This is a genomic window from Microbacterium aurugineum, assembly GCF_023101205.1.
GTDB lineage: Bacteria > Actinomycetota > Actinomycetes > Actinomycetales > Microbacteriaceae > Microbacterium > Microbacterium aurugineum.
In genome coordinates this window covers 2,109,891-2,130,527 of the sequence record NZ_CP078078.1, presented here as the reverse complement: position 1 = coordinate 2,130,527, position 20,637 = coordinate 2,109,891, and the positions used below count along the sequence as shown (strand labels likewise).

Below are 20,637 nucleotides of genomic sequence, written 5' to 3'. Positions count from 1 at the left end.
GTACAGTAAATCAGGTGGATGCCGACGCGTTGACCGATGCACGCCGTGCCGAGTGGGAACGGCTCGACGAGCTCAGCCGCGCCCGACTCGACGGCGCCGGAGTGGATGAGCTCATCGTCCGCTACCGCGCCGCGTCGGCCGACCTCGCCGAACTGAAGACCTCGGTCGGCGACTCGCCGCAGGGTGCGTACCTGTCCACGATCCTCGTGAGAGCCCGGCTCCGCCTCACCGGCGCGTCCGACAGCATCCTCACCCAGACGGCACGGTTCTTCCGACTGCAGCTTCCTGCCGCTCTCTATCGTCTGCGATGGACCACTCTGGTGATCGCGGTCGCCTTCATCGCGGTCGCGGTCGGCACAGCCGCATGGATCGCGAGCGACCCGGCGCTGATCGCGACCCTCGGTCCGCCCGACGCCCTCGAGCAGTACGCGGACGAGAGCTTCACGGGCTACTACACCGAGAACGCCGCGGCCACGTTCATGGGCATGGTGTGGACGAACAACGCCTGGATCGCGATGCAGTGTGTGCTGTTCGGCGTCACCGGGATCTGGCCCGTCTACATGCTCGTGCAGAACGCGATGGGGATCGGCACTGCCGGCGCGATCATGGCGGCGCACGACAAGGCCGATCTGATGGTGCTCTACATCCTCCCGCACGGCATGCTCGAGATGACCTGCATCTTCGTCGCCGGCGCCGCGGGGCTGCACATCTTCTGGGCCTGGGTCGCTCCCGGGCACCGCACCCGCGGGGAGGCTCTCGCCGAGGAGGGGAGGGCACTCGCCACGGTCGCGATCGGACTCATCTTCGCGCTGTTCCTGTCGGGGCTCGTCGAGGGCTTCGTGACCGGCTGGGGTCTCCCGTGGCCGGTGAAGATCGGGATCGGTGCGGCCGCGCTCGCGGTGTTCCTGATCTACATGCTCGTCATCGGCGGGCGTGCGCACCGGGCGGGGGAGACCGGCGACCTCGTCGAGTACGAGGCGGGGACTCCGCGGCTGATCTCCGGCTGATCGCCCTCAGCGCACGGGCACGGCACAGGTCAGAGGCGTCCTGCGGCCTTCAGCTCGAGGTAGCGATCCGCGATGCGAGGGGGGAGTTCCTCCGGGTCGGCGGCGATCGCCTCTCCACCGGCTCTGCGGATCGCGTCGGCGACGTTCTCCGCGTCACGGAGGGTGCGTTCGGCCGCGGCGGCGAGATACACCTCTTCCCGGGAACCTCGTTCTCGGGCGAGAGCACCGATGCCGTCGTCCGTCACCGAACCGACGAGGACCGTCGTCGCCCGTGACGCCCGGGGGAAGGCACCGAGGAAGCCGCGCGCCGATTCTGCGGCATCCTGCGCGGTGAGCGCGACGATCAGCGACGGTCGTGTGGTGAGCGAGCGGACCGCGGCGAAGGCACCGCGCCAGTCGGTGTCGACCAGGCGTGCGTGCACCGGGGCCATCGCGTCGGTCATCGCCGGGAGCAGCGCGCTGCCGTCGACACCGGTCACCCTGCCACGGACGACGCGGTCGTACAGGAGCAGGTGCACGTGATCGCCGGCACGGGAGGCGAGCGCGGCGAGGAGGAGAGCGGCCTCGAGGGAGGCATCGACACGGGTGCCGTCCCCGACTCGGGCAGCGGCTGTGCGGCCCGTGTCGATGATGATGACCACGTGCCTGTCGCGCTCAGGACGCCACGTGCGCAGCATCGTCGTTCCGGCTCGAGCCGTGGCCCGCCAGTCGATCGAGCGCACGTCATCGCCCCGTACGTATTCGCGCAGCGAATCGAACTCGGTTCCCTGACCGCGCACCTGGATGCTGGTGTTGCCGTCCAGTTCGCGCAACCGTGCGAGGCGCGAGGGCAGGTGCTTTCGCGAGGAGAAGGCAGGCAGCACCCGGATCGCGCCGCGGACGACGTGTCGCGCTTGTCGGCCGGCGAGGCCGAGCGGGCCGCGCGAGCGGATCATCACGAACTCGCTCACCAGTTCCCCACGTCGCCGGGGGCGGAGGGTGATCGAGACCCGGGCGCGTTCCCCCCGCGCCACACGCAGGTGCTGGCGTTCGGCGGGAGCCCCGGCCGTGGGCTGCCAGGCGTCGCGGATCACGGCGTTCAGTGTCCTGGTGCCGTGGTTGTGGACGGCGACGCTCACCGGGACCTGCTCGCCCAGACGAGCTCGCTGGGGCACCCGGCGGCTCACGGTCACCGATCGGGGGTTCGCAGCGAGTGCGACATCCAGGGCGACCAGCAGCACGCACAGGCCGATCCAAGCCCCGAGGGCGGGGTACGCCGGATAGCCCGCCAGTCCGATGAGGACGAGCGGGAGGACGCCCACGGCGAGGGCGATGGTGAGCCGGCCGGTGACGAACACCTAGATCGGCACCCGGGTCTGCTGCACCACGGAAGTGAGGACCGCATCGGCCGACACGCCTTCCATCTGGGCATCCGGCCGCAACTGGAGCCGATGGCGCCAGACCGGAACCAGCATGGTCTGCACGTGGTCGGGGGTCACCGCGGAGGAGGCATTGAGCCAGGCCCAGGCTTTGGCCGCCGCGAGCAGTCCCGTCGAGGCGCGGGGGCTGGCACCGAGCTCGACCGAGGGGGACTGGCGTGTCGCGCGCGCGAGGTCGACGACGTAACCGAGCACGTCGTCGGTGACCTCGACCGCCGCCGCGCGCTCCTGGGCGGCACGGATCTCGTCCGGCGAGACCACCGGATCGATACCCGTCAGCTCGCGGGGGGAGAAGCCGTCGGCGTGGCGGCGCAGCACCGAGAGCTCGGCATCGCGTTCGGGCATGCCGACGACGAGCTTCATCAGGAAGCGGTCCAGCTGTGCCTCGGGCAGTGAGTAGGTGCCCTCGTGCTCGATCGGGTTCTGGGTCGCAGCGACGAGGAACGGATCCGGCAGAGGACGACTGACACCGTCGGCCGACACCTGGCGCTCCTCCATCGCCTCGAGAAGGGCTGCCTGCGTCTTCGGAGGCGTGCGGTTGATCTCGTCCGCGAGCAGGATGTTGGTGAACACGGGGCCGGCCCGGAAATCGAACTCACCGGTGCGAGCGTCGTACACGAGCGAACCGGTGACATCGCCCGGCATGAGGTCGGGCGTGAACTGGACGCGCTTCGTGTCGAGGCCGAGCGCTCGAGCGAAGGACCGGACCACCAGCGTCTTCGCGACCCCGGGCACGCCCTCGAGGAGGACGTGGCCCCGGGCGAGCAGGGACACCAGGAGTCCGGTGACGGTGCCGGCCTGCCCGACGACGGCCTTGTCGATCTCGGTGCGGACCCGATGCATGGCCTGACGAAGCGCGGCGTCGTCGGCGGGGAGGTTCTCAACGGTCACGGGGTTCCCTCGGCTTCTCTGGGTGGATGGAAGGGTCGGTTCGTTCGATCATTCGTCATGCCTCGCACTGTGCGTGCTCGACTCCACTGCGGCCTCGAGGTCGTCGAGTCGTCGTGCGAGATCGATCAGGGCTGTGTCGTCGGTGGGCAGGGGCCCGGCCAGCAGGGCTTGCAGGGTGCCGCGCGGGATCCGAAGTCGGTCGGAGGCCGCGTCAGCGACCTCGTCCGCGCCGGCGTGTGCGGCGAGCCCGAGTCGTCGTGCGAGTCGGCGCTGGGCGCCGTCGCGGAGAGCTTCCGCGGCGTGCGCCGAGTCCGCGGCCCTGGCCGTCAGACGCGCGCGTCCGTGCATCGTCTCGGAGGCGCGGACGGTCACGGGCAGGGTCTCGGCAACCAGCGGGCCGAAGCGCTGACCGCGCCAGACGGCTGCGGCGATCCCCGTGAGGAGCAGCAGGAGGATCACCGGGGTGACCCAGGGCGGTGTCAAGGTTCCGAGCGTGTCGATCGACTCGCCCTCGATGTCGGAGTCCGCGAAACTCGGGACGTACCAGACGACGTGGTCCGTCTGCCCGAGCAGGGCGAGGGCCAGCGCAGCGTTGCCGTTCTCCGCGAGGGAGGCGTTTCCGAAGAGCCTGGAGCCCTCCACGACGATGCGGCGGTCGTCCGTGCGGTCGTCCACGAGCACCGCGGCGCCGTTCGCATCGCCGAAGCAGGGCACCACCCCACTCGTGGGGGAGAAGAGTCTGTCCGCGCGGATCGTCCCCACTCGCGCGAACTCGGCGACATCGCACTCGGCGGACACCGCAGGAAGCGTCCCCGAGGCGTTCTCGCCGATGTCGAGTGCGCTCAGGAGATGGGTGCCTGCGGAGAGGAACACGATGCGGTCCGCCGGTTCCATCAGCGTCTCCAAGGCGTCGTCCGTCAACGTGTACGGATTCGCCATGACGAGGGTCGTGTCGTCGCCGATCGCCGCGCGCGCGGCCGTCCGGGAACGCTCGACGTCGACGTCGACTCCTCGGTCGCGAAGGATCTCGGCGAGGGCGAGCGCGCCCGCGTCGTCCCGGCCTTCCGGATCGAGCGCTCCCCGTGCTCCCGGCGGTGACACACTGACACGGAGCGCGACGAAGGCGACGATCAGCACGAGGGTCACCACGATCAGCCAGCCCACGATCGCCTTCGTCTTGCGCGGTCGGTGCTCGGCGGTCGACGGGACCGACGGGGTTTGAGCGGTCATGCTCACGCCGGCACCTCCTCGGGGCGAAGCGACAGCAGTCGGGCGTCGGTCGCGGCGAGCTCTCGATAGGTCTGCTCCGTCGCGGCGTGCCCGAGGTAGCGGACGTCGTCGAACGCAGTGGCCGCGCGGCGCATCGCCTCCGCCTCCTGCTCGAACACCCGGATCGCGTCGCGCGCGATGGACTGCGCGGTGGCGCCGGGGGCGGGATCGATCAGATCCCGCTCCAGCAGGCTCCGGGCGATGGCGCGGTACCGGAGGATCGTCGCCGTGCTCCAATCGCCTTCGCGTGCTCGGCGCTCGGCGTCGCTGCGCAGTTGTGACGCCGAGCGATCATCGGCCGCGCCCAGGAGATCCGCGCGGCCGCGTCGGACGGTGCGAGACCTTCGAGGCCGACCCCAGATGATGAGGGCCGCGATCAACGCGGCGACGATGAGGGTGATCACGATGATGAGGGCGGCCGGCCCCACATTCGCACTGTTGTCGGCGTTGAACAGATCGGCGAGGAAACGGCCCACGTCACGGGCGAAGAGGTCGAACCACGTCGGCTTCGCGTCGGCATAGCGCGGGTTGGAGAGTTCCTCCTCGGCCCAGCGTCGCGCCTCGTCGCCGTCGGGGACGAACAGGTCGTCGAACGGTCGGATCATGCCGTGTCATCGCCGCCGGGCGCAGCCCACCCGGTCTCCCGCGGTGCGGTCGGTGCGGTCGGTGCGGGCGGTGCGGGCGGTGCGGGCGGAGGCGGGGGCGGGAACCCCGTCGGCGCGGTCCCCATCGATCCCGTGCTCCCCGGCGATGGTGTCGCCACCTGTGGTGCGGAGGGCTGCGCCGGGGGCGGGGGTGAAGGCTGTCCCGGGTAGGGCTGTGCTGCCGGGTAGGGCTGTGCTGCCGGGTAGGGCTGTGCTGCTGGGTAGGGCTGTGCTGCCGGGTAGGGGGAGGAGGGAGCACCCGGTGCGGTGCCGTACGGAGCAGAGGCGTAGCCCTGGGTCATCTGCACGTGCTCGGGAACCTGTCGGGGCGGTGGTGCGGAGCTGACGGCACGGGCGGGGTCCACGCGGAACGGGTCACCCTGCTGCTCATCCGTCCAGCCGAGGTCCCGGCGTTCCACATACGCGAGGAGTGTCTGATCCAGGCCCTCGTACCGCATCCGGCAGTCGACGTAGATGAGTGCGGCACCGGTGCTCTGGACCACCGCCGCGATCGCCTGGATCACGAGGATCAGGATCTGCGGCGCGAGGATCGCGAGGACGAAACCGACGACGGCCGCAGGTTCCACGGCGCCGGTGGGCGCGATCACGGGAGTGAGGAGCGTGCTCAGCAGCGTCGCGGGGATGCTCACGACCTGCATCGCCACACCCATGATGAGGTTGATGAGGAACACGACCCCGAAGGCGACCCAGAAGCGGCCTCGGGTGAGGCGCCAGGACCGGACGAGTGCGTCGCGGAAGCGTGCGCGTTCGAGGACGAGGATCGACGGCACCAGCAGCAGCTTCGTCGTCAGCCACACGAACAGCGGGATGGCGGCCAGCGCGATGAGGATCACCGTGAGCACGACGACCCCGATGAGCTCGGCACTGCCACCCAGGCCACCCGCCACGAACGCGGCGATGATCGCCGCGACGATCGCGAAGAGCCCGAAGACCGCGGCCACCGTCAGCGACGCGAAGCCGGCGAGCCGCCAGAACGACGGCGCCATCCTGCGCCAGAGCATCCGGAGCGTGGCCTTCACGCCGACGGCTGCGTAGCCGATCTCGGCGGCGACGACGCCCTGCATGACCGCGGTGAACGCGATCGTCGCGAGGCCCACGGCGATTCCGGCGATGAGGTTGATCCCGACCGTCCCGGCCAGCACCGCCTCGAAGTCCGGTGACGAGGGGGAGACCGTCTCCAACCGGGAGAACGTCGTGAAGAACACGACCCCCATCACGCCCGCGGTGACGAGAACGACGACGAGCTGGATGACGACGGCGAACCCGAACAGCACCTTCGGGTTGTGCCGAAGCGCCGCGAAGGCCTTCCCTAGCAGCATTCCGAAGGTCAGCGGATGAAGAGGGATGATCCCCTTCTTCGGGGCGGGCGTCCATGTCTGGCCACTCAAAAGGCACTCCCTCCATCGTGCGGTCCCATCGTGTCATATCCACGACGTGGTGCGCAGACCTGGGGCCTCTGGGACTGGGTGCCATAAGGTAACAGTTATGACCTCACGCATTCTCGTGGTCGACGATGACACAGCACTCGCCGAGATGATCGGAATCGTGCTGCGCACCGAGGGTTTCGAGCCGGTCTTCTGCGCGGACGGAGCGCGAGCCGTCGAGGAGTGGCGCACGCAGCGACCCGATCTGGTGCTGCTCGACCTCATGCTCCCCGGGATGGACGGGATCGAGATCTGCACGCGCATCCGCGCCGAATCCGGGGTGCCGATCATCATGCTCACGGCACGCAGCGACACCGCCGACGTCGTCCGTGGGCTCGAGGTGGGCGCGGACGATTACATGGTCAAGCCGTTCAACCCCAAGGAACTCGTGGCGCGGATCCGTACTCGTCTCCGCCCGACGCCGCAGGCCACCAGCGAACAGCTGCGGGTCGGTGACCTCACCGTCGACGTGGACGCGCATGAGGTGCGTCGAGGGACGGACCCGATCGCACTCACGCCTTTGGAGTTCCAGCTGCTCGTCGCTCTCGCCTCGAAGCCGCAGCAGGTCTTCTCCCGGGAGATGCTCCTGGAACAGGTGTGGGGATACCACTACAAGGCCGACACGCGACTCGTGAACGTGCACGTGCAGCGCCTTCGCGCCAAGGTCGAGCTCGACCCGGACAACCCCAAGATCGTGATGACGGTGCGTGGTGTGGGCTACCGTGCCGGGAGCGTGGGCTAGGAGCACGATGGCTGCGACGACAGCGACCACGACGACGGTCGCCGTCCTGCGCGACTGGCGAGGCTGGCCGACGATGTTCGGTCTCCTGTGGAGACGGTCCCTCCGGTTCCGCACCCTCTCGATCACGCTGCTCGCGACCTCGTTGGCGATCTTCATCACGTGCGTGACGATGGCTCTCGCGATCCAGAACGACCTCTTCATCTCACGGAAGAACGTCGCCCTCGAAGACGCCCGTCGGGCGGTCGACCAGGCGCAGCGGATCCTCGATGTGGCCGAGGTGGGCGACGACCCGGCTGCACTCAGCACTCTCTGGGACGGCATCAGGGACACGTTGGCGCGGACGTCGAGCACCGACCAGCTCGCGGGATACAAGATCGAGACGGGCGCCGACACCTCGCCGTTGAACGGGTTCGAGGCCGGGCTGAACGAAAGCCTGTTGAGCCCGGAACTGCGCAGGCGCGTGGTCGAGCTCGATGACCGCCAGGAGTGGCAGTCCGTCGCGCTCCCGGTCGAGAACGGCGGGGTGGTCCCCGGGATCGTCGTGGGGCAGCAGCTCCAGGTCCCGGAAGCGGGGCCGTTCGAGATCTACTTCGCCTATGACCTGGGCGATGCCGATCAGACGCTCCTGTTCGTGCAACGGACGCTCTGGATCGCCGGAATCGGGCTCGTGGCGATCGTGGCGGCGATCTCCTGGATCGTCCTGCGAGCCGTGTCGACACCGATCGTCCAGGCCGCCGAGACGAGTGCGCGACTCGCCGCGGGCGATCTGGGGGTGCGGATCGATGTGCACGGCGAGGACGAGCTGGCCGTCCTCGGGCGTTCGTTCAACGCCATGGCCGACAGCATCGAGGCGCAGATCAAGGAACTCGGCGAGCTGTCGATGGTGCAGCAGCGCTTCGTCTCCGATGTCTCGCACGAGTTGCGTACACCGCTGACCACTATCCGACTCGCCGCGGACATGCTGAACGACCAGCGTGCGGAGTTCGAGCCGACCACGGCGCGCGCGGCGGAACTGTTGCACGCGCAGGTGCAGAGGTTCGAGACGCTGCTCTCGGATCTGCTCGAGATCAGTCGCTACGACGCGGGATCGGTGCAGCTCGAGCTCGAGGCCACGAGTCTCGCGCACCTGGCCGAGGACATCATCGAACAGATGAGGCCGCTCGCGGATGGCCACGGCACCGAATTGCGCTTGGTGGCGCCGGGCGGCTACTCGCCCGTGGACATGGACCCCCGCCGGGTGCGCCGGGTGCTGCGAAATCTGATCGGCAACGCGATCGAGCACGGTGAGGGCCGTCCGGTCGTCATCACGGTCGACAGCAACCAGCACGCGGTCGCCGCCGGCGTCCGGGACTTCGGTCTCGGGATGGAGCCGGGTGACGCGGAGCGGGTGTTCGACCGGTTCTGGCGGGCGGACCCGTCGCGACAGCGCACCATCGGCGGCACGGGGCTCGGGCTGTCGATCGCTCTCGGCGACGCCACCCTGCACGGCGGAACGCTGGCGGTCTGGTCGGAACTCGGGGTCGGGACGAACTTCGTGCTGACCATTCCTCGGCACGAGGGGACGCTGGACGGACCGAGCCCGGTTCCCGTCGAGCCGCAGGAGCCGTTGGCGGAACTGGGCGACGCGACACAGCCGATCTCGCTCGCCGAGAGTCGCATCGAGCTGTTCGACGAGGGGGAGAGGCCATGATCCGCGCACGATCGAAGAGACGATTGCGTGGCGCGGCGCTGGCGATCGCCGCGCTGCTGCTGCCGGCGTGTGCAGGGCTTCCGACCAGCGGCGATGTGACGGTCGGCCTCAAGCTCGGCGAATCGTCGCAGGACATCGACTTCTTCCCGGTCGCCTCGGGCCCGGTCAAGGGGGCCGGCCCCGAGCGGATCGTGGAGGGCTTCCTGGAGGCCGGCATCACCACGGCTGACAACTGGGCCACAGCACGCGAGTTCCTTTCGCCGGCGTTGCAGCGGACCTGGCGACCCGCGTCCGGCGTGTCCGTCGACGCGGGCCCGGAATCCCGCACGCTCACCTCGACGGTCCCCGAAGAGCTGGTCGAGGAGGCGGATTCGGCGGAGGTGCAGGTCGAGCTGGACCTGGTCGCGAGCGTCGACGAATCCGGTGCCTACGCGGATGCGCCCGGTGCCTCGACCATGCCGTTCGCCCTCGAGCGGATGGACGACGGCGAATGGCGCATCACGGAAGCGCTGGACGGGGTCGTGATCGACGACCCGCGGTTCGACAAGGTGTACGACGCCTACCCGCTGCAGTATTTCGACGTCAGCTGGTCGCGACTCGTCCCCGACATGAGGTGGTTCCCTCGGCGCCAGAGTCCGGCGACGACGGTGACGCGGGCACTGATCGGCGGTGTGCCCAGCGCCTGGCTGGATCCCGTCGTGCAGAACTCGTTCCCCGCCGACGTCCAGCTGGCCCAGGACGCGGTTCCGATCACCGGGCAGGTGGCCGAAGTCGCGCTCACCCGTCCTGCGGTCGCGCTCGACGAGACGACGCTCGCGCGGATGCGCACCCAGTTGCAGGCGACGCTGAGGGCCGCGGGGGTCGCAGTCACGCGCGTGCAGTTCACCGTGGACGGCCGCGACCTCGATGCCGGCGTGGTCGACGTGATCGAACCTTCGACCGAGATCGGCACGCTCGTCCTGAAGGACGGGGTCTTCGGCAAGATCGTGGGAGATGAGATCTCGCCGCTCCCCGGCATCAGCACCGAGATCGCCGCGATCGCTCAACCCATCCTCTCCCTCGATGTGGCGGCGGACGAGTCCCAGGTCGCGGCGCGACTCGGAGACGGTCACGTCTACCTCGTCCGCGACGGCAGCCGCATCGAGCTGGATTCGCGTACCGGGCTCATCGATCCTTCACTCGACCCGTACGGGTACACCTGGTCGGTGCCGCGAGGGGATCCTTCCGCCCTACGCGCCTGGGACGCTGAGGTGGTTCCGCAGACGGTGGCGAACGCCTGGCCGAATGCTTCCGCGATCTCGGACCTCCGGGTCGCCGCGGACGGCAGTCGGGTTGCCGCGGTCATCACGGTCGGCAGGCAGTACTGGGTGGTCGTGGCCGGCGTCGTCCGCGACGCCGCGGGTGTTCCGATCGAGCTCAGCGATGCCAAGCAGCTGATCCAGCTCTCCGAGCCGGCGACGGGCCTGGTGTGGTTGGGTCCCGACCAGCTGGGTGTGCTGATGGACCCGAGCAGTCCGAAACTCATCACTCAGATGGTCGGGGGGCCGGGTACCTCGGAGGCCGCTCCGGGCGATGCGATCTCCGCCGCCGGTGCGCGGACGACCGCGGGAGTGCGCATCCTCGGTGCGGGCGGACAGCTGTTCGCACATGCGGGGACGGCCTGGCGTGAAGTCGCGTCCGGGATCTCCGTCCTCGCCACCCGCGCAGGCGAATGACCCTTCCTGCACGGCAGAGTCCCGCACGAGGCTTGTGCAGGACGGCCGGCGGCTCGGCGGCGTCACCGATGCCAGGAGTCGCAGAATCGTCGGATGCAGGAAGAATCCCGTCTCCTTCGGATCGGCGCCGAGGTCGCCGCGTTCCTGCTCGCCGCGAACTGCGCGGGCTGCGCTGAGCCCGGCCTCCTGCTGTGCCCAGGCTGTCGGAGTGCCTTGGCGCCGCGGGCGCAGGAGTCGGTGACACCGGCGGGGCTGCCCGTCTGGTCCGCCCTCGAGTTCGACGGGGTGGCGGCGCGCTGCATCCGGCGGCTCAAGGGGGAGGGGGACACGCTCATCGCGCGCCCGCTCGGTGCGGCGCTGGCGAGCGTCCTCAGCCCGCTGGTGACATCGGCGACGTGGATCGTGCCCGTTCCGACGAGCCGGGCCGCTTTCCGACGTCGGGGCTACCGTGTCCCGGACCTGCTGGTCCGCCGTGCGCACGCGGATCCGCAGGCCGTGCTCGCCGTCGAGGGAGCGCGCCCGGATCAGCGCGGGCTGGGCGCTCGCGCACGCCAGACGAACGTCCGCGGAGCGATGCGTGCACGGCACCGAGGGGAGGGAGCCGAGGCGGTCATCGTCGACGACGTGATCACGACCGGGGCGACATTCGACGAGGCAGCGCGCGCCCTCACGGTGGCCGGGTTCCGAGTCGTCGCGGCCGTCGCGCTCGCCGCCACGCCGCTTCGTGGCGGATTCGCATGAACCTCATCGACAACCCACCGGAGACACAGGAGAACCAGCTCGTGACATCCGTCGACGGGCGGACTACGGTGGGGGGACACAAGGCGACCACGGTCCGCCCTTGGCCGGGAGGACCGGGACAAGGAGGCAGCAATGGAAACAAGCATCGTTGGCGTCGGAGTGGGTATCACCGATCGCTTCCGAACCGTTGTCGAAGAGAAGATCGCCAAGATCCAGATGCTCGCGTCTCGCGCGCAGCGGCTGGATGTGAAGGTCACCCATCGCGTGTATCGCAACGGTCATGTGCCCGATGAGACCGTCGAGCTCACGCTGATCGGGAAGGGACCGGTCGTCCGAGCCGAAGCGACCGATGGAGACAAGTTCGTCGCTCTCGATCTCGCGGTGGACAAGATGTCCGAGCAGCTGCGTCGCGCGAAGGAGAAGCGGGTCGATGGACGACAGCACCCCCGCGGCGCTCACTTCGAGAAGGAGAGCGGAGCTCTCACGGGCATCGACGTCCAGCCGGCGTCGGCGGATGTCCTGCATGCCGTCGCCACCGGCAACGTGCCGGTGCAGCAGACGGAAGAGGAGGAGTACTCGCCCGTCGTCATCCGCACGAAGAGCTTCGACGCCGAGTGGATGACCGTCGAGGAGGCCGTCGACCGGATGGAACTGGTCGGACACGACTTCTTCCTCTTCGTGGACGTCCGCACCGACCACCCGAGTGTCGTCTACCGGCGCAAGGGCTGGGACTACGGCGTGATCGCGTTGAGCACCCAGGCTCCGCCGTCCGAGGCCCTCGCCTCCTGATCGACGTTGCGAAACGGCCCGGCCCCGAGAAAGGGACCGGGCCGTTTCGACGTCCGGGAGGCGTGAGGGCTCGGGTCAGTCGAAGATTCCGTCGAGCAGGCTGCCGATCACGAGTCCACCGAGGATGCCGGATGCGAGGTCACCGCCGCCACCGCGTCGTCCGCCGCCGCCTCCCCATCCGCCGCCGCCCCAGCCCTCGTCCTGCGGGCGGGACGAATCGATGTCGCGCTGGGCGAGCTGCAGAGCCTCGGAGGCGAGGTGTGCGACCCGTCGTGCCTGCACGAGGGCGGCTTCGCGGGTCTCTTCGGCCGGGAGGAGGTCGGAGAGGTCGACACGAAGTCGCTCCGCCTCGGCGAGGCGTGTGCGGGCGTCCGCGCCGATCCAGCCGCGATGACCGGCGATCAAGCCGCGTGCCACGCCCAGCTGTCGGTCGGCGTCGTCGATCGCGTGCTGCACCTGGGCGATGCTCGGGAGCGGGTTCTCGGCGCGGTGGCGTGCCTTCGCGATGGCGTCGTCCAGCGCGGAGTTGGCGTCACGCAAGCGGGAGAGCTCCGCGAACGGATCGTTGGGTTGTCCCGACGGCGTCAGCGCCGAGAGCGCGGCCTGGAGGTCTGCGACGGCTGAGGCCACCGCCGGTACCGCGGGAGCGTTGCGTGCGGCGATGAGGTCGTTGCGGGAGTCTGCCACGACTTCGGCGAGCGTGGATTCGGCGCGCAATGCTTCGATCTCGAAGTCCTCGACCGCGTCGAGGAGCGCGGATGCTCGCCGGGTCGCTTCGGTCGCGGTCTCGAGCGCGACGTTCGCCTCTTCGTTCTGCTTCGCCGTGCGACGGCGCTCCGACACGTCGGCGCTGTGGGTCGCGAAGCTGATGAGCTGCTCCGCTTCGGCGGCGCTGGCCGTGATCTGGTGCATCGCGGAATCGGCGTAGCGTGCGGAGAGACGTGCGACAGCCTCGTTGGTCTGCGGGATGCGGGCGCTGAGCGCCTCAGCCTCCGCTCTCACCCGTGCGATGATCTCGGGCGCGCGTCGAACCGTGGAGACGGACTCCGCGAGCTCGGAGGTCTTCTCGTCGAGGAGGTCCTGCGCCCAGTCGCACAGCTGCAGGATGCGTGCATTGCGGGTGCGGAGCTCTTCGTCCGTGTCGGGGATCTCATCGTGATTCAGCTGGTGGAGCTGGAACGCCTCGCGCAGATGGGTGCGCACCGCGGCGAGTGCCGTCCGCAGGTCGGCGGTCAGGCCTTCGCCGAGTTCGGCCTCGGCGAAGGAGAGCTCGTCGGCTGTGGTGCGGATCCGCTCGTCCGCTCCGACGAGGGCCTGCTCCGCACGCCGAGCCAGATCGGCGTCCCGAGCGGCGAGCTCTTCCTGTTCGCGTTTGCGCTTGCCCCAAAAACCAGCCATGGGTCGATCCTAGTTTCCCCGGCGCATGAGCCGGCTGAGCATCCGCTCCGGGCGAACGGGGAAGTTCGGTCGAGCGGCCCTGTGGTCGTCGCGACGATGTTCGCTCAGGCTGCAGGCGCGGTTTCGGTGATCTCGGCACCGGTGATCTCGGCATCGGTGATCGCGGCGCCGGATTTCGCAGGGCGTCCGCGTTTGGGTCGCTCCTCCGTGAGTTCGAGCGCCATCGCGTGCTGCGGGTGTCCGGTGAGGCGCTCGGCGGCGTGGTCGAGCCAGCGCACCTCGGCTTCGGCGGAGAAGATCATCGAGTCGACCACTAGTGACCAGGCGAGTCCCTGGGGTCCGTCCTCACCGCGCTTCGTCCGTCTGACCTGCCGCAACGTCTCGAGATGCTCCAGGGATGCCGCGCGCTGGGCGTGGATCGTGGCCGCGGCGTCGACACCGGGGAGGGTCGCGGCGACGGCGAGCTTGATCGCCAGCTCATCGCGGGCTCCCTTGGCACGCGCGAGGGGGGAGGCGAGCCACCGTGCGACCTCCGCCTCTCCGGCGCGGGTGATCCGCCAGTACACATGCCCCTGCTCATCGGTGTGGCCGCGCTGCACGAGGCCGTCCTGTTCGAGTCGTTCGAGGGTGTTGTAGATCTGGCCGACGTTCAACGGCCAGACCGAACCGGTGCGTCGGTCGAACTCGTGCCGGAGCTGGTATCCGTAGCAGGGTCCCTGGGCGAGGATGGCGAGCATGCTCTGGCGTACGGACATCGTCGTCTCCTCGTGTGATCGGGCCGAATGCGATACCGAGTATATGGTTACCGGGCATGCTCTCGTCGTGACGCGCGGGTCGTCCTGCAGGCGACGTGCAGGCGACGTGGAGGTCACGGCCCGGTAACATGGCGAAGTATGCCTGGCGTCGGGTCCACCGATGGCCGGCGATTTACCCACTGACAGGGAGATGACATCCGTGGCCAATCCTCTTGAGAAGCTGCTGCGTGCGGGCGAGGGGCGGGTCATCCGCCGCCTGAATCAGGTCGTCAAGGCAGTGGGAGCGCTGGAAGAGGACATCTCCAAGCTCACCGACGACGAACTGCGCAACGAGACGACGGAGCTGCGGGCGCGGTACGAGAAGGGTGAGACGCTCGACCAGTTGATGCCCGAGGCGTTCGCCGCGGTGCGCGAAGCCGCCAAGCGCACGCTCGGTATGCGCGCCTACGACGTGCAGATCATGGGTGGCGCGGCGCTGCACCTCGGGAACATCGCGGAGATGAAGACCGGTGAGGGCAAGACCCTCGTCGCCACCCTCCCCGCGTACCTGAACGCGATCGCCGGCAAGGGCGTCCACGTCATCACCGTCAACGACTTCCTCGCGAGCTATCAGGCGGAACTCATGGGGCGCGTGTTCCGTGCCCTGGGCATGACCACCGGCATCATCGTCTCCGGTCAGACGCCGGCGATCCGCCGTGAGCAGTACGCCGCAGACATCACCTACGGCACGAACAACGAATTCGGGTTCGACTACCTGCGCGACAACATGGCGTGGCGGAAGGAAGACCTCGTCCAGCGCGAGCACTTCTTCGCGATCGTCGACGAGGTCGACTCGATCCTCATCGACGAGGCCCGTACGCCGCTCATCATCTCCGGACCATCCTCCGGCGAGGCCAACCGCTGGTTCGCCGAGTTCGCGAAGATCGCCCGCACCCTCGAGGTGGGCGAGGACTACGAAGTCGACGAGAAGAAGCGCACCGTCGGCGTGCTCGAGCCCGGGATCGAGAAGGTCGAGGACTACCTCGGCATCGACAACCTGTACGAGTCCGCGAACACTCCGCTCATCTCGTTCCTGAACAACTCGATCAAGGCACTGGCGCTGTTCAAGAAGGACACCGACTACGTCGTCATGAACGACGAGGTCATGATCGTCGATGAGCACACCGGCCGCATCCTGGTCGGACGCCGCTACAACGAGGGCATCCACCAGGCGATCGAGGCCAAGGAGGGCGTGCCGGTCAAGGCTGAGAACCAGACGCTCGCGACCGTCACGCTGCAGAACTACTTCCGCCTCTACGACAAGCTCGCCGGCATGACCGGTACCGCCGAGACCGAAGCGGCTGAGTTCATGTCGACGTACAAGCTCGGCGTGATCCCGATCCCGACGAACCGTCCCATGATCCGCAAGGACCAGTCGGACCTCGTCTACAAGAACGAGACCGCCAAGTTCGCGCAGGTCGTCGAGGACATCGCCGAGCGTCATGCCGAAGGTCAGCCGGTGCTGGTCGGAACCGTCAGCGTCGAGAAGAGCGAGTACCTGTCCCGCCTGCTCGCGAAGAAGGGCATCAAGCACGAGGTCCTCAACGCGAAGAACCACGCGCGTGAGGCCGAGATCGTCGCCCGCGCGGGTCGCCTGGGAGCGGTCACCGTCGCCACGAACATGGCAGGTCGAGGCACCGACATCATGCTCGGCGGGAACGCCGAGTTCCTCGCGGTGCAGGATCTCAAGGCCAAGGGCCTCGATCCGGTCGAGACCCCCGAGGAGTACGAGACCGCCTGGGACGAGACCTACGAGGCGATGAAGAGCGTCGTGGCCGAGGAGGCCGAGAAGGTCATCGAGGCCGGCGGGCTCTACGTGCTCGGCACCGAGCGTCACGAGTCGCGCCGTATCGACAACCAGCTCCGCGGTCGCTCGGGTCGTCAGGGCGACCCCGGTGAGAGTCGCTTCTACCTGAGCCTCACCGATGACCTGATGCGACTGTTCCAGTCCGGTGCCGCCGAGGCCATCCTGGCGCGCACCAACTTCCCGGACGACGTGCCGATCGAGTCCGGCCTCGTCTCCCGCGCCATCCGCAGCGCGCAGTCGCAGGTCGAGTCGCGCAACGCCGAGATGCGCAAGAACGTGCTCAAGTACGACGACGTCCTGAACCGTCAGCGCGAGGCGATCTACGCCGACCGCCGTCACATCCTGCAGGGCGACGACATCGCCGACAGGGTGCAGCACTTCATCGAGGACGCGATCGCCGGAGTCGTCCGCGACCACACCGGCGAGGGCCACAACGAGAGCTGGGACTTCGATGCTCTGTGGACGGAGCTCAAGACGCTCTATCCGGTCGGGGTCACCATCGACGAGGTCGTCTCGGAGGCTGCAGGGCGCAAGGGCGGCATCACCGCGGAAGGCCTCACACGCGAGTTGCTCTCCGACGCGAAGATCGCCTACGAAGCCCGCGAGGAGTCGCTGGGCGAGGCCGCGACCCGCGAACTCGAGCGACGCGTCGTGCTGCAGGTGCTCGATCGCCGCTGGCGGGATCACCTCTACGAGATGGACTACCTCAAGGACGGCATCGGCCTGCGAGCCATGGCGCAGCGCGACCCGCTGATCGAGTATCAGCGTGAGGGCTACGCGATGTTCCAGTCGATGATGGGGCAGATCAAGGAGGAGTCGGTCGGCTACCTCTACAACCTCGAGGTCGAGGTGCGCCGTGCCGCCGACTCGGACACCACCGAGGTCGAAGCCAAGGGCCTCGCCGCGGGCGGAGGCGAGCAGCGTCTCGAGTACTCCGCCGCGAACGATGCGGGCGAGGTCGAGGTGCGCAACGACCGCGGCCAGGTTCAGCAGGCGGCGACGGATCGCGTCCGTCAGGCCGCCGTGCGCGCGCAGGCTCCGCAGACCGAGCCCGAGGAGGCACCCCGCGGTGCGTTCGGGCAGCGCACGGACGGCGACGCACCGGCCGCCGGCAACCGTGAACAGCGTCGTGCGCAGAGCAAGAAGAAGAAGTAGCGTTCGGTGAGGAGGAGGGCCAGTCCGGGTGGATTGGCCCTCCTTTCGTCGCTGTAGGCTTGGTCGATGACCCCAACGCGCAACTTCGACCAGTCGTCGAAGCTCAAGAACGTCCTGTACGAGATTCGCGGAAACGCCCTCGTCGAGGCGGCGCGCTTGGAAGCGGAGGGTCACAAGATCCTCAAGCTGAACACCGGCAATCCGGCCATCTTCGGCTTCGATGCACCGCACCAGATCGTGCACGACATGCTCGCCGCGATGCCCACGGCGCACGGCTACAGCGACAGCAAGGGCATCATCTCCGCCCGCCGCGCGGTCGTGAGCCGGTACGAGCAGATCGAGGGGTTCCCCCGGTTCGACCCCGATGACGTCTACCTCGGCAACGGCGTGTCCGAACTCATCACGATGACGATGCAGGCTCTGCTCGACGAGGGCGACGAGGTTCTGATCCCCGCCCCCGACTATCCGCTGTGGACCGCGATGACCAGTCTCGCGGGAGGCACGCCCGTGCATTACCTCTGCGACGAGGACGACGAGTGGCAGCCGGATCTCGAGGACATCCGCTCGAAGATCACGCCTCGCACCAAGGCTCTGGTCATCATCAACCCGAACAACCCGACGGGTGTCGTCTATTCGCGTGAAATCCTGGAAGGTCTCGTGCAGATCGCGCGGGAGCACCAGCTGCTCCTCCTGTCCGACGAGATCTACGACCGGATCCTGTTCGACGACGCGGTCCACATCCCGACCGCGACACTCGCTCCCGACCTGCTCTGCCTCACGTTCAACGGTTTGTCCAAGACGTACCGGGTGGCGGGATACCGCTCGGGGTGGATGGTCATCACCGGCCCGCAGGGGCACGCCAAGGGCTTCCTGGAGGGGATCACGCTACTGGCGTCGACGCGGTTGTGCCCGAACGTCCCTGCGCAGCACGCCGTCCAGGCCGCGCTGTCGGGCGTGCAGTCCATCGAGGCGCTGATCGCTCCCACCGGGCGTCTGCGCGAGCAGCGAGACATCGCCTGGGAAGGGCTGGAGTCGATTCCCGGGGTGTCCTGCGTCAAGCCTCAGGGTGCGCTCTACGCATTCCCGCGTCTCGATCCGAACGTGCACGAGATCAGGGACGACGCCCGCCTGGTCTACGACCTCCTCGTCTCCGAGCACATCCTCCTGGTGCAGGGCACCGGCTTCAACTGGCCGACCCCCGACCATCTGCGACTGGTGACGCTGCCCGAGCCGCGAGTACTGAGCGAAGCCGTCGAACGACTGGGGAACTTCCTCTCGAGCTACCGCCAGTAGGAAGCTCCGGACGTGTGGGAGACAGGGTCGCGGCCAGTCTCCTCACACCGGCGACGAGCTGTGAACGGGGCGTGACGTCGGTCATCGGCCGGGCGTGCAGCAGTGCGGCATCGGCAGCGCGCTGATCGAAGGGCAGGAACGTGACCTCGGTGATGCCCGCGAATCGCTCGAGGGTGCGCCGGACCTGCCTGCGCGCATCGATGCCGAGCGGACCCTGCCTGACCTGATTGACGACCACGGCGAGGGGCGTCGGGGCCGTGAGGCGGCGCAGTTCGGCGTGGTCACGCAGGAACCGGCTGATGCTGAGAGGATCCGCCGCCGCGACGGCCACGATCAGGTCCGCCTCGATCAGCGTCGCCGAGGTCGCCGCGTGTCGACGGGGCCCGGCGAGGTCGTACGTGACCTCGTCGTCCGCGTCGAAGGCTGCGGCCACATCCACGACCGTCTCCTCGCTCCACCCACGACAGGCCTGCAGCGTGGTGCGGAGACGGGCTGATGCCAGTTCCGGCCAGCGGCTCGGGCGATTGATCCCCGCCAGAACTTCGACGTCCTGACCTCCGCTCAGGATTCGGGTGGACAAGCGGGACAGTTCGTCGTCGTCGAGGGCACCTCGTTCGGCTCGACGACAGGCGGCGGCGATTCCGGGAGCGTCGTCGCTGAGCCCGAGCAGCAGGGCGATCGACGGCGCGACGGTGTCGGCGTCGATCAGAGCCGTGCGGCGGCCGGCCCGGGCGAGTTCGACCGCGAGTTGGATCGCGACAGTCGAGCGTCCAGGGGCGCCGTGCGGTCCCCAGACGGCGATGACGCGGTGGGGCTCGGGGCCGTGAGGCAGTGGCGCGTCGACGGTCTCGGTGCCCAGCGCCGCGGCGACCTCCCAGCCGGTGGCTTCGGTGGGCAGTGGTGCAGACAACCCGAGTCGTCCGCGCAGGCGGCTGTCCGCTCCGCCGAGGGCGAGGACGCGCACTCCCGCACGATCACACGTCGAGATCAGCTCGGTGGTCAGCACGGCCCGGGTCGCCGGAACGATGAGCGCTTCGGTGCCGGGAGGCAGATCGACGACCGGAGTGCCGGCCGTCAGGACCGCGAGCACGTCGATCCCCTCCAGCTCCAGTTCGGCGGCCAGTGCGCTCGCGCGTGGCTCCGCGATTGCCACGACCACCGCGGTCATGAGGCGCCTCCGACAGGCAGCACCGAGAGGGCGGATCCGCCGGTGACCGCGGCGAGGACCTCCGCCGCGTCGGATCGGTCGATCACGAGCTCGAGCCGGGTGCCCGCCGAAGCCAGGACCCCGTCCGGCTCGATCACGTCGCGCACGATCACGTCGGCGACGAGGATACGGGGCGCCTCGCGCGAGCGCCCGTCGTCGATCGGCGGAGCGTGCCAGACCTCGACGACGGTGCCGGGCTCCACCTCCTCCGGGATGCCGGTGTTGCTCTCGATCACGATCGTGGTCTTCCGGCTCCGGTCCGCGTCGGTGAGAGACGACAACGGCACGATCTCGCCCTTCTCGATCGTCCGTGCCGCGATCTGCCCCGATCGCAGGTCTTCGGGGCCGAGGTAGTCGTCGCTCAGCAACCCGAGTCCCACCTCGACGACCTGGAAGTCGTCCGCGGTGAGGGTCTCGCCCTCGACGATGGTGTGGTCGGCTCGGAGTACCGGTTCCGCGTCGTCTGCCGCATCGATGATGAGCCACACGGCGGTGATCGAGAGCGCGACGAGAGCGATCCCGATGAGGAACCGCAGGTCGCCCCAGAACGCGCGCCGAGGTCGGGAGAGGAAAGGCATGGCGCTATCGTCACAGAGATCGAAACAGGACTTCCTCGGTTATCCACAGGGTTC

General features: G+C 68.7%; 17 protein-coding genes. 8 read left to right on the top strand and 9 right to left on the bottom strand.

Translation table 11 applies throughout. The features are described from left to right. The first annotated feature begins 14 nt into the window (after positions 1–14). Entirely contained in the window at positions 15–1,007 is a 993-nt protein-coding gene (locus tag KV397_RS10355; RefSeq protein WP_047523006.1) for a stage II sporulation protein M, read from the top strand. A 29-nt stretch (positions 1,008–1,036) separates the two neighbouring features. Here KV397_RS10355 and KV397_RS10350 read toward each other — a convergent pair whose 3' ends face one another. The 5 genes from KV397_RS10350 to KV397_RS10330 form a co-directional block, all read right to left on the bottom strand. Further along, positions 1,037–2,344 carry a DUF58 domain-containing protein gene (locus KV397_RS10350; protein ID WP_261811224.1) on the bottom strand — a complete coding sequence of 436 codons (1,308 nt, stop codon included), beginning with the start codon at positions 2,342–2,344 and terminating at the stop codon, positions 1,037–1,039. Beyond that, positions 2,345–3,268, bottom strand: a complete 924-nt coding sequence (locus KV397_RS10345) for an AAA family ATPase (RefSeq protein ID WP_261812667.1) — start codon at positions 3,266–3,268, stop codon at positions 2,345–2,347. Between the two features lie 96 nt (positions 3,269–3,364). Next, a complete protein-coding gene (locus tag KV397_RS10340; RefSeq protein ID WP_261811223.1) occupies positions 3,365–4,546 on the bottom strand; it encodes a DUF4350 domain-containing protein in 1,182 nt (393 codons plus the stop codon). A 2-nt stretch (positions 4,547–4,548) separates the two neighbouring features. After that, entirely contained in the window at positions 4,549–5,190 is a 642-nt protein-coding gene (locus KV397_RS10335) for a DUF4129 domain-containing protein (RefSeq protein ID WP_232762135.1), read from the bottom strand. Beyond that, a complete protein-coding gene (locus KV397_RS10330; RefSeq protein ID WP_261811222.1) occupies positions 5,187–6,638 on the bottom strand; it encodes a hypothetical protein in 1,452 nt (483 codons plus the stop codon). Before KV397_RS10330 ends, KV397_RS10335 begins: the two co-directional genes overlap by 4 nt. A 97-nt stretch (positions 6,639–6,735) precedes the next feature. Here KV397_RS10330 and mtrA point away from each other — a divergent pair, with 97 nt between their 5' ends. From mtrA to hpf, 5 genes are all read left to right on the top strand, one after another. Then, positions 6,736–7,416: an MtrAB system response regulator MtrA gene (gene mtrA / locus KV397_RS10325; protein ID WP_047524414.1), complete on the top strand. Its 681-nt coding sequence runs from the start codon at positions 6,736–6,738 to the stop codon at positions 7,414–7,416. Positions 7,417–7,423: 7 nt separating this feature from the next. Then, positions 7,424–9,106: an MtrAB system histidine kinase MtrB gene (gene mtrB / locus KV397_RS10320; RefSeq protein WP_261811221.1), complete on the top strand. Its 1,683-nt coding sequence runs from the start codon at positions 7,424–7,426 to the stop codon at positions 9,104–9,106. Continuing rightward, a complete protein-coding gene (locus KV397_RS10315; protein ID WP_227991549.1) occupies positions 9,103–10,821 on the top strand; it encodes an LpqB family beta-propeller domain-containing protein in 1,719 nt (572 codons plus the stop codon). The genes mtrB and KV397_RS10315 overlap by 4 nt, the downstream gene beginning before the upstream one ends. A gap of 93 nt (positions 10,822–10,914) precedes the next feature. Continuing rightward, complete coding sequence (locus KV397_RS10310) at positions 10,915–11,562, top strand: ComF family protein (RefSeq protein WP_131492211.1); 648 nt, start codon at positions 10,915–10,917, stop codon at positions 11,560–11,562. Between the two features lie 132 nt (positions 11,563–11,694). Further along, the gene (gene hpf, locus KV397_RS10305; protein WP_047524410.1) at positions 11,695–12,351 is read left to right on the top strand and encodes a ribosome hibernation-promoting factor, HPF/YfiA family; all 657 of its coding nucleotides are present in this window, start codon (positions 11,695–11,697) and stop codon (positions 12,349–12,351) included. A gap of 75 nt (positions 12,352–12,426) precedes the next feature. Here hpf and KV397_RS10300 read toward each other — a convergent pair whose 3' ends face one another. Then, positions 12,427–13,749, bottom strand: a complete 1,323-nt coding sequence (locus tag KV397_RS10300) for a coiled-coil domain-containing protein (protein ID WP_131492210.1) — start codon at positions 13,747–13,749, stop codon at positions 12,427–12,429. Positions 13,750–13,853: 104 nt separating this feature from the next. Next, complete coding sequence (locus KV397_RS10295; RefSeq protein ID WP_261811220.1) at positions 13,854–14,504, bottom strand: PadR family transcriptional regulator; 651 nt, start codon at positions 14,502–14,504, stop codon at positions 13,854–13,856. Positions 14,505–14,703: 199 nt separating this feature from the next. Here KV397_RS10295 and secA point away from each other — a divergent pair, with 199 nt between their 5' ends. Next, positions 14,704–17,505 carry a preprotein translocase subunit SecA gene (gene secA / locus KV397_RS10290; RefSeq protein WP_047524419.1) on the top strand — a complete coding sequence of 934 codons (2,802 nt, stop codon included), beginning with the start codon at positions 14,704–14,706 and terminating at the stop codon, positions 17,503–17,505. A gap of 66 nt (positions 17,506–17,571) precedes the next feature. Beyond that, positions 17,572–18,798 (top strand): pyridoxal phosphate-dependent aminotransferase, encoded by a 1,227-nt coding sequence (locus KV397_RS10285; RefSeq protein ID WP_047524408.1) that lies wholly within the window; start codon positions 17,572–17,574, stop codon positions 18,796–18,798. Here the strand turns inward: KV397_RS10285 and KV397_RS10280 are convergent. Beyond that, positions 18,689–19,966 carry an AAA family ATPase gene (locus tag KV397_RS10280; protein WP_261811219.1) on the bottom strand — a complete coding sequence of 426 codons (1,278 nt, stop codon included), beginning with the start codon at positions 19,964–19,966 and terminating at the stop codon, positions 18,689–18,691. The two genes, KV397_RS10285 and KV397_RS10280, sit on opposite strands and share 110 nt — an antisense overlap. Next, positions 19,963–20,583: an SAF domain-containing protein gene (locus KV397_RS10275; protein WP_261811218.1), complete on the bottom strand. Its 621-nt coding sequence runs from the start codon at positions 20,581–20,583 to the stop codon at positions 19,963–19,965. The genes KV397_RS10280 and KV397_RS10275 overlap by 4 nt, the downstream gene beginning before the upstream one ends. Positions 20,584–20,637: the final 54 nt, after the last annotated feature.